Below are 12,963 nucleotides of genomic sequence, written 5' to 3'. Positions count from 1 at the left end.
TTGAAGTTTTCAATTTTGAAGTTTTGTGCACACTATCCCAAACAGAATACTAATAAAAAACTGACGCCGGTTTAAGAACGCGATCATGCTTCGAGCGAGCATTTTAAAAACTTCAAATCTAAAATACATACTCTCGGCTTTTCAAACCTAAAAAAAAAAAGAAACACCATCAGGTTTTTTGAAGAAATTTATGCACTTCATCGAAAACATGAAAAACCGTTACGGTTTTCCCGTAAAAAAGGTTTCTGTCAGCACTTTAGGGTTTTTGGATTTGTTGAAATAGTCTTTTTCATCAAAGTATTCATGCTGATGAGTAACAAATAAAAAAGCCATTCGGAAACCAATGGCTTTTGAAGTTTATGAGTCTGAATCACTTTAAATTAAAGACAAATTGACGTTATAATTTATAAGCTATTTTAAACATAAAAATACGCGGCATGATAAAGGTTTTGCTATCGCTAATATAAAAACTGGAGAAAGAATTTTGCTGTTTAAATTCGGTATTAAAAATGTTTGAAATACCCATTTCAAAACCCCAAGGACTATTTTCTGTTTGATAGAAAAGTGATGCATTAGCGTTGTAAAATTGATTATTTATTCCAGCTGTTTTATTTTTATAACTATTGAATGTATAATCCGCTTTAAAGATGAAGTTGGTCAGAAAATCATATTCTAAAGATGTAAAAATTTCATCGTTTTCAAATTTCGTTTTACTTCCAAACGCTTTATAATTACTAAAATCCTTGGTGTAGGCAATTTCGAAATTAGGCCAATTCCTAAAAAATGATTCCACGCTAATCGTGGAAGAAACACCTTTTGAACTATTTAAATTGGTTTGATTATTAACCAACTGATAAAAATCATTATAGGTAAAGCGACTTTTAAATTTGTAGCTAATTTTTTTAATTTTCTTATTAATGGCACCATTTACCGTCCAAGTATGTTCCGGTTGATTGAACATAATTTCCGAATTAAATTGTTCAATACCGTTCAACTGTGTCACGGTTTTAATTTGCTCAATTTTTTTATTAACGTTCGTTCCTAGATTTAAATAAAAACCTTTAAAAAAACTAGATTTATAATAATTTAAACTAGCTGAATGGTACAATTGATTTTCCAAATTCGGATTCCCTCTATAAACGCTATTAAAGCTAGATAACATAAAGTTACTTGCAAGTTGATCAACGCTTGGAAAACGTGCATTTAATCGATATTTAAAACTGATTTTTTCACTATTATTAAATTCGATTTTAGTTGAAAATTGAGGTAACAACAAAGCTTTATTTTTTGTTTCTCCAAGGTTATTCTGCCTAGTACTCCAGAGATAATTATGATAGTATATAGCTGGTTTAAACGTAGCTATTCCTATTTGAAATTTATATTCTAAGCCAATAAACGTATTAATTAATTGGTATTGAAAATCATTACCAAAACCAGCATTGGAAAAATCATTGATACTACCATTACTCAATAATTGCGCGTCATTTGAATACAGATTATCAAAAGCGGCATTAATACCCATACTTGTATATAAATGATTAAAACTATTTAACACCCAATAATCCTTAACAATGGCATTTGCAACATGGGTTTTAATTTTTTTAGTTTGAAGAATATTATAAAAATCATCGGTTTGCAATGGAATTAACCCTTGTAGAATTTGTTGGTTGGTTACCCAATTGGTAATGGGTTTGTCATTTTGGTAGGTGTAAGATGCTTCCAAAGTGCCAGTATGATTATCGTTGAGTTTTTTACTATAACTTACCTGCTGTTTTAAATTGATATTTTTAATATCGGACTGGGTTGCTATTTGGTTGTTTTGTGCAGGATTAATAGTTGAAATAAATCCTTGACTATCATTGTTAGTAATTTTCACAAAACTATTAAAACTTAAATCTTCATTAAAACTTGGGTCATAATCATAGGTTAGTTTTCCGATGGTGAAAAAGGTATTTACTGTGTTATTACTTGTTCTATCTTCTGTAAACGGTGTATCATTATCTAAATAAGCCGTATTGGTTTCGCTTTGCGTTTCTGTTTTGGCATTGTTAGAAATAACATAGGCACTTATATCAGAATTTGAGCTGATAGATTGCCTGATATTTGCTGCTACAAACTGATTGGTATTTGCTTTAAAATCTTCATTGATTAGATACCGTGCAAAATCGCTATTAAATAAGTCAAAATAACTTCCCGCATCTTCCAAAAGCTTACTGGTACCGCCTTCAAACTCTAAATAATCACGTAGTGTAAAACTTTTAAGTCCTGTATTATTTAAATCGCCTATAAAATTAACGGTGGTTTCTGGACTGTAATAAAAAACGTTTGGATGCACCACATAACGTTCTTTTATTCCTAAACCAGCTTCCACATCGCCAAAAACAAATTTTTTTTTATCCGCTTTCAATTTAATGTTCATAGCCAAGGTTTCACTATCTTGTAAACCTTTTAACATAGCAACTTCGTTATAATTATCTAGCATTTCTACTTTATCAATGGCATCAGCTGGAATATTGTTTACGGCTAATTTACTATTACCTGTAAAAAAGGTTTTATCTTCAACTAATACTTTGGTTACACGCTTCCCGTTGGAGGTTACGTTACCATCCCGATCTACCTCAACACCTGGTAATTTTTTTAAAACATCACGTAATTTGCGTTCCTCTCCAGTTACAAATCTATCAGTGAGATAAACAATTGTGTCTTTTTTTACAGTAATTGGAGGTGTATAATGAAGTTCTACTTCATTAAGTTGGTTTAAGTTTTCTTGTAATGCGAAGCTTTTTGAAATGGCAATTTCTTGAGTAATTAAAGACCAAGTTTTCGGAGTAAACCCCAAATAACTCACTGTAATTTGGTAGCTTTGGTTTGCTTCCAGTTGCATCAAATATTTACCTGCCTTATCCGTAATAGAAAAACGAATATCCGCATTTTCTGCCTTCGGAACGGCTAAAATATTAGCATATTCCAGTGGGTTTTGCAAACTATCGGTTATAACACCTGTTACTTCTATATTTTGAGCTGGAGAAACTACAGCCACAAAGATTAATAAAACAGACGTTATGATATATTTCATGAACTTATTTTGTGTTCTTACAATTTCTAATCTTTGCCGTGACTTTCTCTTAAAGTTGAAAAGGAATATTCATTCTGGTTTTTATAGTCTTCTTTGCTTATTGTTTTGTTTGTAGGCCAATTAATAACTTTGAGATGTTTAGGGTTTAATATTACTTTTTTAGCCACAAAATGAACGACATTATCTTTATATTCTAAAACAATGCCTGGCAAACTGCCTACATATTCTTTAGGTCCGAAGGCTACAGGTATTTGTGGTGTGTACCAAACTTCTATAGTAATCTTTTCTGCGTTTATTAATTCCTTGATAGCAATAGCCTTGTAGCAAATATAATCCCCTATTTTTTTTATATCCTTGGTTTGTTGCCACGTAATTCTTTCAAGCTTACTTTCTATAAAAAGTTCCTGGCTAGAATTATCTTGCAATACTTGTTTTTGCGTCATTAAGTTAGAATAATAAGTGCCTTGTGTTACTGCTCTCATTGCCAAAAACATTTTTCTATCTATATCACCTAATCCCATAGCATTTTCTAACTCAAATTTAGATTGAAATCTATTAAAGCTTAATTTACACTCAAAATTGGAGGCTGTTTTAGCCATATCATTAAAAATTTGTAGTCCTGATTTATACCCTTCCTTTTTAAACCGCTCTTTCATAAAGTCATTAAAAGGTTTTAAACTTACAGTGTAAGTAACGGTACCAGATAATTGATTGCTTTGTGCAAAGCTGACTAACCCATTTAAACAAACTAAAAGTAAAAAAATTATGTAATAATATTTCTTCATGTTTTCCAAAATTTAAAAGCCATATTAAGAATTCTTAATATGGCTTGATAATAAAAAAATTATTCACATTTTGATAGTTGTAATTCCAGATATTGACCAGCAAAAATATTATCGCCTGTCATAACATAAATTACTTCCGCACCATGCCAAGCCATTTCTTCACATAGACTTCTTTGAACTTCCATAGCATTTAAATTTCCTGCCATAAAAACAGTTAAAGCTACAATACTAAATACTTTCTTCATAATTTCTAAAATTTTAAACCTGTTTTCATTTTTTAGAACAGGTTGATTAATAAACGTTTTGGCTTTTAATAAAGCCTTGAAGTTTTAATTTAGAAGTTTTGCTGAAGTTTTATTTTTGAAGTTTTCATTTACTTTTCCGTATCCGGAAATTAAAAAAACTGACGCCAGTTTAAGAACGCGATCATGCGTCCAGTAATCATTTAAAGATCTTCAAAACTGAAAATAATTACCTTTAGCTTGCCAAACGTAAAAAAAAAAAACAGATCACTATGCTTTTAAGCCGCGTTTATTGCATTTCATCGAAAAGTAGTAAAATTCGTGTTTTCGAGTTACGGTTTAACCGTAAAAACACCCCCTGTCAGCATTTAGGTGTTTTTGGGTTTGTTGAGATAGTCTTATTTATCAGAATATTTGTGCTAAAGAGCAACAAACAAAAAAGCCATTCGGAAATGAATGGCTTTTGAAATTTTTATAACTTGTTGTTAAAAATAAAAGATGATATGAATTAAAAATCAAGCTCCTCCGGAACTTCTCCTGAAGGATTGGCTTCTTCATCACCAGAATCATAAGTTGCACAATTAACTTGAATAGTCAGGTTTTTAGGCGCTTCAAAATTACCTGTAGATATTTCTAAATCTTCATCTGCATAACAGCTACGCATATACATGCCCCAAATAGGTAAGGCCATAGATGCGCCTTGCCCATAAGCAATACCTTTAAAGTGCGTAGCACGATCGTCTGCACCAACCCAAACACCTGTTACTAAATTTGGAACCATGCCCATAAACCAACCGTCACTTTGGTTTTGTGTGGTTCCTGTTTTACCAGCTATTGGGTTTTGAAGTTCGTAAGGATATCCTGTAATAATTTCTGGATATACGCCACTTGTAGGCATCCAAGTACGTCTTAAACGCCCCCCTGAGCCGTTACGCGTTACGCCTTCCAAAAGCTTCACAGTGACATAAGCTGTTTCTTCACTAATTACATCGCGAGATTCTGGTGTAAATTGATATAGGACTGTCCCATTTTTATCTTCAATATGCGTTACCATTACGGGTTTGGTATAAACACCTTGGTTAGCAAATGTGGCATATGCAGCCACCATTTCATACACACTTAAATCTGCAGTTCCCAATCCAATGGATGGTACTGCTGGAATATCAGATTCCACTCCCAATTTTTTTACTAAATCTATAACAGGTTGTGGCCCTACTTTATCCATTAAACGTGCCGTAACCGTATTTACAGATTCCGCTAAGGCCGCTTCTAATGTAAGCTCACCACTGTAATTCCCATCCGAGTTTTTAGGTGTCCAAGGTTGCGGATTTCCAAACTTCATGGCTTCAATAGTTATTTGTGAACGCGGCATTTTATAGCATGGCGATAAATGCAACTGGTCTATAGCTGTAGCATAAACAAAAGGTTTAAATGTAGAACCTACTTGACGTTTTCCTTGCTTTACGTGGTCATACTGAAAATGTCGGTAATTCATACCACCAACCCAGGCTTTAACATGCCCTGTTAGCGGATCCATAGACATCATTCCAGGATGAAGGAATTTTTTATAATAACGCATAGAATCCATAGGTTTCATAATGGTATCTATTTCGCCTTTCCATGAGAAAATTGACATGGCTGTTTCTTTATCAAAGGAAGCAATAATTTCTTTATCAGATTTACCTGCCTTTTTCATAATTCGCCAACGTTCAGATTGACGCATGGCTCGGCTCATAAGAGATTCAATATCACTTTTGCTCAATTCTAAAAATGGCGCTGTTGGGTTTTTTTCTGGTGTGTTTTGTTTATCAAATGCCGCTTGCAGTCTTGGCATATGCTTATTTACCGCGTCTTCAGCATAAGTTTGCATGCGCGAATCTATAGTAGTATAAACTTTTAAGCCATCACCGTATAAATTATATTTTTCACCATCTGGTTTTGGATTATTTTTAATCCAATCTTTCATAAAACCATCTAAATAGGCTCGGAAATAAGTGGCAATTCCATCGCGGTGTGATTGTGGTGAATAGCGTAAACCAAGGTCTATTGCTTTAATTGAATCACTGGTTTTTTCGGTAATAAAATCATACTTTTCCATCTGTTCCAAAACGACATTACGACGATTTTGGGTTCCAACTGGATTTTTATGAGGTCTTGGATTGTAAAGTGATGAATTTTTAAACATCCCAACTAACATAGCAGATTCTTTAACATCTAACTCATGTGGTTCTTTATCAAAATAAATACTAGCTGCAGAGCGAATACCGTCGGCATTATTACCAAAATCGTAGATATTGAAATACATGGCAATAATTTCCTCTTTCGTATAATGTCTTTCTAGTTTGGTGGCAATAATCCACTCTTTTACTTTTTGGGTGTATTTATCAAATCCTTTTGACCGAACTCCGACAAATAATTGTCGCGCTAATTGTTGAGAAATGGTGCTAGCACCTCCCCTTTCACCTAGAAAAAAGATTGCTCTTAATGTGCCACGAGCATCAATTCCAGAATGTTCGAAAAATCTTACATCTTCAGTTGCTACTAGCGCATCCACTAAATTTTTAGGCAATTCATCAAAACTAACAGGTGTTCTGTTATCATTAAAGTAGAATTTCCCCAACGTTTTCCCATCTGAAGAAATAATTTCAGTTGCTAAATTTGTCTTCGGATTCTCCAAAACGGTATAATCTGGCAATTCACCAAAAACACCCCAAGATGCTAATAAAAACAGCAAAACAATGGCAAGAATACCTCCTAAAAATACTTTCCAAAACCAACGTACATAACTTTGAAACTCGTTGGATGTATTTGTCTGTTTTTTTGCTTCTTTCTTTGTTGCCATTGTAATTATAAAGTCGTTTTAATGGTATATTATTCTTTTGATATGTCGGCGTTTTCAATACGAAAGCCCACATCTGTAATGCCTTCTAAATTTACAACACCATTTACCTTGCCATTTTCACGCATGGCTTGTTGAATTTTAATGTTATATTCGCCAATTTCATTAAAAATAACGCCCTCTTTATACCAGAGTTTGCTTTCCTTAACATCTGAAAAACCAGTACCTAATAATTCACCATCTGGTTTGGCCATTTTATACTGTAACGTATCCTTAAAAACCTTGCCGTTTGGAAAATCCATTTCAACAATTAAATACAAATTATTAAAAGGATAATCGTTGTTATTGCGAAGGTTAACAAACAAATTATATTTATTTATAGAATCTGGTGCTGCAAAATTAAACTGAACCACCGAATCTTTATGCCATGCATTTGGCATGGATTGGTAGGTGTCATAAACCCGTTTAGAATCGCAAGCTGTGAAAACTACAAAAGCGGTAACAATTAGAAATAGAATCTTACTTCGCATCATCAGAATCGTTCTTTTTACTTTGCGGTTTGCGCTTTCTAGGGTTTGGTTTGTTAGGTTTATTCTCCTCCGTTTTTGGATTCGTATTTGCATTCCTACTCATTACTTCTTTTCTAGGATTTGGCTTGTTTCTAGGTTTGGGTTTGTTGGCAGCTGGCTTATTTCTTTTAGAATCAGTTCCATCTTTATCTTCTCTACTACTTGCTTGTGCCTTATTTTGTGGCCTATCACCTTTTGCTTTGGTACTTTTACGTTTCTTATTGTGTTTTGGACTATCAAAACGTGTTAAACTATCTTGCCCAACAACGTTTTCATATTCACTTTTAGTATCTCTTGTTAACTCAACAGCGTACTCCTCAAGGCTTGCAGGCTTTATTTTTTGCTTATTTTGCTCAATAATTTCTTTGGCCTGATCTTTAGTAATTAAATGCCAATTCATCCACTCACCTTCATAAGCGTACCACATGTGACCTTTAAAAATATCTGTTTTTTGGCAGACAGCAGAACCTTTTTCGGTGTAGAGTTTTATTTCTGTTTTTGGGAAATCTTTAATAGCATCTAAATACGTATCCAATTCGTAATTTAAACAACATTTTAGTTTACCACATTGACCTGCTAATTTAAGCGGGTTCAATGATAATTGTTGGTAACGCGCTGCAGATGTACTTACCGATCTAAAATCTGTTAACCATGTTGAACAACACAATTCACGACCGCATGATCCAATACCTCCTAAACGTGAAGCTTCCTGGCGGAAACCTACTTGTTTCATTTCAATTCGGGTTTTGAACTCTTTGGCAAATAATTTAATTAACTCTCTAAAATCTACGCGCTCTTCAGCTGTATAATAAAAAGTTGCTTTGCTGGCATCACCTTGATATTCAATATCTGAAATTTTCATGTGCAATTTCAAATTGATAGCAAACTGACGGGCTTTCACCTTCATCGGTTCTTCTAAATCGCGAGCATCAGACCAAATATCAATATCTTTTTGAGATGCTTTTCGGTATATTTTAAGAAATTCCGGGTCTTTTTCTGAAACTTTTTTACGTTTCATTTGCACACGCACGAGTTCACCGCTTAAGGTAACCATGCCAATATCATGACCGTATTCTGCTTGAGTGGCAACAATATCGCCTATGCTTAAAGTTAGACCTTCTGTGTTTTTATAATAATGTTTTCGGCCGTTTTTAAAACGTACCTCAACCCAATTAAAAGGCTCTGCGCCATTGGGTAATGTCATATTTGCAAGCCAATCAAATACCGTTAGTTTATTACAACTATCAGTACCACATGTGCCGTTATTTTGACATCCTTTTGGCTGACCATCTTTTCCTGTTGAACAACTTCCACAAGCCATAAATTAATAATATATAGTGATTCTGAAGCCATACGCTTCAGAAGACGATTAATACTCTGTTAGTAAGATGTAAATATACTATTATTCTACTGACTTGAAAAGTCTAATTTCTAAAAGGAAATTAATTGAATTCGATTTCGTAATTCAACCGATTTGGAAGTGATTTTAATTGTTTTTTCGACTTGAAAATATTGCGTAAAAGCAATTGCTGCCAGCCTATTTTTTTGGCGTGCGCATTAAAACTCTCGTGGCTCCAAGTGGCGCCTTTATACCAAAATTCTTGTGGCGAAATGTAAAAAAATGTATAATCGAAAATTAAACTAGACGTATTTATTTGTTTAGAATTTGGAATGGAATCCGAAGCTAAAAGTGTTATGTTTTTCACTCTACAACTGGCTTTTATTTGGTTAATTATTTTAGAATAATCAGCGCGTAAAGGCTCCAAATTAAAGTTGTTATATTCGGTATTTCCGATTTTTTGGATGGGACGAATTTGTAGAATATCAAAACTTTGGCCATTAAAATGTGAAAATAAATCGGCTAATTCGTAGAAGTTATCTTTGTTAAAGGTGTAATTAATGCGCACTTTGAAACTATATTTCTTTTTCAGTTTTGCGAAGGCTTTTAGCGCCAAATGGAATTTCTCATAGCTACCTTGCTTCATGAAATTTTCATAAGTTTCCTTGTGTACGCCATGAAGGGAAATGGTAAATTCATGCAAACCAGCTTTTAAAAGCGCTTCAATTTTTTCTTCGTCAAGCAAATTAGCATTCGTAGTAATAGAAATATAAGGCACGTTATAAAAGGTTCCTAGTTCCACAACTTTTACCAAATTCTTATATAAAGTAGGCTCTGTACCACAGCCAATTTGAAGTTTTAATGCCCGATTAAAAATAGTTTTTGCAATTTTTTCCAGCTCATCATCTTCCAGTTGACCTTTTAATGTTTTTATATATTCAGCATCCGTGAAATGGCACATTTTACAACGTAAATTGCAAGCCAAAACCGGATCTAAATTCACGGCCAAGTAGCGTTTATTAAAACGGTGCAATAAATAAAGCCCCAGAAATTTAATTCTGTGGCTTTTTATTTTCCTATTTAACTTTAGCAGCCTGTAAACATTCATTTAGCTGGTTTTGTTCAAGATATCAAATATATTTCTTAAATCCCTTTTGTAAGGCAAATGGTCTGTGCGTCCTTTTTTAAAGATATCGTTACTATTGCCTTGGCCTTTACGCAGGTTTTTCTGCTCTTCAAACGATAATTGAATAACCTCTTGGCAGGATGCCGAACAACAATTCTCCATTTTTTCTTTGCAAGCATCACATTGAATAAATAGTAAATGACAAGCTTCGTTAGCACAATTTGTATGTAAATCTGCCGGTTCACCACATTGGTGGCAATGGGCAATTACGTCATCTGAAATACGTTCAGAACGGCGTTCATCAAACACAAAATTCTTACCTATAAATTTATTTTCTAATCCTTGGGCTTCTACTTGGCGCACATAATTAATAATACCGCCCTCTAACTGATATACATTTTGAAAACCTTTATGCTTGTAATAAGCACTAGCTTTTTCACAACGGATTCCACCAGTGCAATACATCACTAATTTCTTATCAGTTTTATGATCTTTTAAATCGGCTTCAATTATATCCAAAGATTCACGGAATGTATCTACATCGGGCGTAACGGCATTTTTAAAATGACCAATTTCACTTTCATAGTGATTTCGCATATCCACCAAGATTACGTTTGGATCGTCAATAAGTTTATTGAATTCTTCGGCTTCTACATGAATTCCTTTGTTGGTAACGTCAAAGCTGTCATCATTTAAACCGTCGGCTACAATTTTATCACGCACTTTTACTTTCAACTTCAAAAAAGAAAAATTATCGTGTTCAATAGCGATGTTTAAGCGTACGTTTTCTAAAAAAGAAATGGAGTCTAAAAAATCTTTAAACAGATTAAAATTATCTGCAGGAACAGAAAGTTGGGCATTAATGCCTTCTTTGGCCACGTAAATACGTCCTAAAACGTCTTGCTGGTTCCAATTTAGAAATAAGTGATCTCTAAAGATTTCGGGGTTTTCAATTTTCGCGTATATATAGAAAGAGATTGTCAAGCGTTCTTTGCCCGCTTTTTCAATAAGTTCTGCTCTTTCTTTAGCGCTTAAGGTATTGTACAGTTGCATGCTATACTAATGTTTTAAGGTTAAAGATTATTTGAGCCGCAAATGTACTATTTTTTTGCGGTTATGAATTGTCACCAAACAAAAAGCACTTTATAATAAATTATAAAGTGCTTTGAGTAGACTAACTCGTTATTAATATTTTTTTTTGTTATTCAAAAAAATACCTTTCCGAGCTAACCACCGTCGGCTTTACAGTTACCGTTTAATAAAACAGCTACTGAAGCGCCTAATTCTCCTATTAATAATGTTTTTCTAAAAAATCTCATATCAAAAGTTTCCCAGCTTTATTAAGTAGATGCAAAAACAACAAAAAGGTTGCGTCATAAAATTGTAAAGTGGAAAAAGAGTAGTATTTTAGCAGCACTTTCACAAGATAAAAAAAACAGAAATGAGCAACGAAAAAGAAGCTAAATTAAAAGCACTACAACTAACTTTAGATAAATTAGATAAAGCTTACGGTAAAGGAACGGTAATGAAAATGAGTGATCAAGCCGTTGTAGATGTCGAGGCTATTTCTTCGGGTTCTTTAGGATTAGATATTGCATTAGGTGTAAATGGATATCCTCGTGGACGTGTTATTGAAATATATGGTCCAGAATCTTCAGGTAAAACTACTTTAACTTTACATGCTATTGCCGAAGCCCAAAAAGCTGGTGGTATTGCAGCATTTATTGATGCAGAGCACGCCTTTGATCGTACTTATGCAGAAAAATTAGGAATTGATATTGATAATCTTATTATATCGCAACCAGATAACGGTGAGCAAGCTTTAGAGATTGCCGACAATTTAATTCGTTCAGGCGCTATTGATATTGTTGTTATTGACTCGGTTGCAGCTTTAACACCAAAAGCAGAGATTGAAGGTGAAATGGGCGATTCTAAAATGGGATTACATGCCCGTTTAATGTCTCAAGCTTTACGTAAACTTACGGCCTCTATTAGTAAAACCAATTGTACGGTAATTTTCATTAACCAATTACGTGAAAAAATTGGGGTTATGTTTGGAAACCCTGAAACCACTACTGGTGGTAATGCATTAAAATTCTACGCTTCGGTACGTTTAGATATTAGAAGATCTACACAAATAAAAGATACGGATGGCAATGTTCAAGGAAATAAAACACGTGTTAAAGTTGTAAAAAACAAAGTGGCTCCACCTTTTAGATTAGCCGAATTTGATATTATGTATGGCGAAGGTATTTCCAAAGTAGGTGAAATATTAGATATCGCTGTAGAGTATGAAGTCATTAAAAAAGCGGGATCTTGGTTTAGTTATGGCGACACCAAATTAGGACAAGGTCGTGACGCCGTTAAAGCACTTATAAAGGACAATCCAGAACTCATGGACGAGCTGGAAGTTAAAATAAAAGAGCTCATTAAATCAGCTTAAACTAAAAAAAATCCCAATCTATTTGGGATTTTTTTTTATCTCGACGCAACCTTTTGGCTTTTAGTGCATCTACAGAGTGAAACACAGTATTTAAGGTTTGCCTCAAATTATGAAAAAATTATTTATTTGCCTGTTTGCCCTTTTATCATTAGCCTGTAGCGTTAGTGATGATGAAGTGCAGTCAAGTTCTGTTGTTATGTTACCAGTAGAAAGTACTATTGTACCAGATGAATTTGTTTTTGGTCAAGAATATGAAATTTTCCTAACCTACATTAGGCCAACGGAATGTCATATTTTCAAAGACATTTATTCTAATATTGAACCTGATGGATACATGATAGCCGTTATGAATACGGTTTTTACAGGAAGTAATGGCTGTGCAACAACGAATGAAATTGTAGAAAAATCATTTACATTCAAACCAGCTAGGGATAAAAATACGTATGTATTTAAATTTTGGCATGGCAGCAACGATGCTGGAGAGGATGAATATCTCATTTTTGAAGTTCCAGTCGTTGATTAATTAACTTTTAACTAAATGTGT

The 12,963-nt window shown here is 33.7% G+C and carries 10 protein-coding genes; 2 read left to right on the top strand and 8 right to left on the bottom strand.

Features of this window, described 5'->3' with window-relative positions:
• Positions 1 to 397: 397 nt before the first annotated feature.
• The 8 genes from ES674_RS03290 to trhO form a co-directional block, all read right to left on the bottom strand.
• Entirely contained in the window at positions 398 to 3,076 is a 2,679-nt protein-coding gene (locus ES674_RS03290) for a carboxypeptidase-like regulatory domain-containing protein (protein WP_148402552.1), read from the bottom strand.
• A gap of 26 nt (positions 3,077 to 3,102) precedes the next feature.
• Positions 3,103 to 3,861, bottom strand: coding sequence for a GLPGLI family protein (locus ES674_RS03285; protein ID WP_148402551.1), 759 nt, complete (start codon positions 3,859 to 3,861; stop codon positions 3,103 to 3,105).
• A gap of 59 nt (positions 3,862 to 3,920) precedes the next feature.
• Positions 3,921 to 4,106, bottom strand: coding sequence for a hypothetical protein (locus tag ES674_RS03280; protein ID WP_148402550.1), 186 nt, complete (start codon positions 4,104 to 4,106; stop codon positions 3,921 to 3,923).
• A gap of 505 nt (positions 4,107 to 4,611) precedes the next feature.
• Positions 4,612 to 6,945 (bottom strand): penicillin-binding protein 1A, encoded by a 2,334-nt coding sequence (locus tag ES674_RS03275; RefSeq protein ID WP_148402549.1) that lies wholly within the window; start codon positions 6,943 to 6,945, stop codon positions 4,612 to 4,614.
• Positions 6,946 to 6,974: 29 nt separating this feature from the next.
• Entirely contained in the window at positions 6,975 to 7,472 is a 498-nt protein-coding gene (locus ES674_RS03270; RefSeq protein WP_148403625.1) for a gliding motility lipoprotein GldH, read from the bottom strand.
• On the bottom strand, positions 7,462 to 8,832 hold the full coding sequence (gene ricT, locus ES674_RS03265; protein ID WP_148402548.1) for a PSP1 domain-containing protein: 1,371 nt from the start codon (positions 8,830 to 8,832) through the stop codon (positions 7,462 to 7,464). Before ricT ends, ES674_RS03270 begins: the two co-directional genes overlap by 11 nt.
• A gap of 121 nt (positions 8,833 to 8,953) precedes the next feature.
• On the bottom strand, positions 8,954 to 9,853 hold the full coding sequence (locus tag ES674_RS03260; protein ID WP_246125963.1) for a radical SAM protein: 900 nt from the start codon (positions 9,851 to 9,853) through the stop codon (positions 8,954 to 8,956).
• 105 nt (positions 9,854 to 9,958) lie between these two features.
• Entirely contained in the window at positions 9,959 to 11,029 is a 1,071-nt protein-coding gene (gene trhO, locus ES674_RS03255) for an oxygen-dependent tRNA uridine(34) hydroxylase TrhO (protein ID WP_148402546.1), read from the bottom strand.
• 388 nt (positions 11,030 to 11,417) lie between these two features.
• Here trhO and recA point away from each other — a divergent pair, with 388 nt between their 5' ends.
• Together recA and ES674_RS03245 are read left to right on the top strand one after the other, a co-directional pair.
• Positions 11,418 to 12,419 (top strand): recombinase RecA, encoded by a 1,002-nt coding sequence (gene recA / locus ES674_RS03250; protein ID WP_148402545.1) that lies wholly within the window; start codon positions 11,418 to 11,420, stop codon positions 12,417 to 12,419.
• Positions 12,420 to 12,528: 109 nt separating this feature from the next.
• Complete coding sequence (locus ES674_RS03245) at positions 12,529 to 12,942, top strand: hypothetical protein (RefSeq protein ID WP_148402544.1); 414 nt, start codon at positions 12,529 to 12,531, stop codon at positions 12,940 to 12,942.
• Positions 12,943 to 12,963 lie beyond the last annotated feature (21 nt).

Source organism: Bizionia myxarmorum, from assembly GCF_008086205.1.
GTDB classification, from domain to species: Bacteria; Bacteroidota; Bacteroidia; order Flavobacteriales; family Flavobacteriaceae; genus Algorimicrobium; species Algorimicrobium myxarmorum.
Note: the sequence above shows the minus strand (reverse complement) of the source record. Positions and strands in the feature narration are given on the sequence as shown.

Bases quoted from the DNA above. Each gene is read 5' to 3' on its own strand.
- ES674_RS03290 (WP_148402552.1), bottom strand. From the start codon at position 3,076: ATGAAATATATCATAACGTCTGTTTTATTAATCTTTGTGGCTGTAGTT.
- ES674_RS03285 (WP_148402551.1), bottom strand. From the start codon at position 3,861: ATGAAGAAATATTATTACATAATTTTTTTACTTTTAGTTTGTTTAAAT.
- ES674_RS03280 (WP_148402550.1), bottom strand. From the start codon at position 4,106: ATGAAGAAAGTATTTAGTATTGTAGCTTTAACTGTTTTTATGGCAGGA.
- ES674_RS03275 (WP_148402549.1), bottom strand. From the start codon at position 6,945: ATGGCAACAAAGAAAGAAGCAAAAAAACAGACAAATACATCCAACGAG.
- ES674_RS03270 (WP_148403625.1), bottom strand. From the start codon at position 7,472: ATGCGAAGTAAGATTCTATTTCTAATTGTTACCGCTTTTGTAGTTTTC.
- ricT (WP_148402548.1), bottom strand. From the start codon at position 8,832: ATGGCTTGTGGAAGTTGTTCAACAGGAAAAGATGGTCAGCCAAAAGGA.
- trhO (WP_148402546.1), bottom strand. From the start codon at position 11,029: ATGCAACTGTACAATACCTTAAGCGCTAAAGAAAGAGCAGAACTTATT.
- recA (WP_148402545.1), top strand. From the start codon at position 11,418: ATGAGCAACGAAAAAGAAGCTAAATTAAAAGCACTACAACTAACTTTA.
- ES674_RS03245 (WP_148402544.1), top strand. From the start codon at position 12,529: ATGAAAAAATTATTTATTTGCCTGTTTGCCCTTTTATCATTAGCCTGT.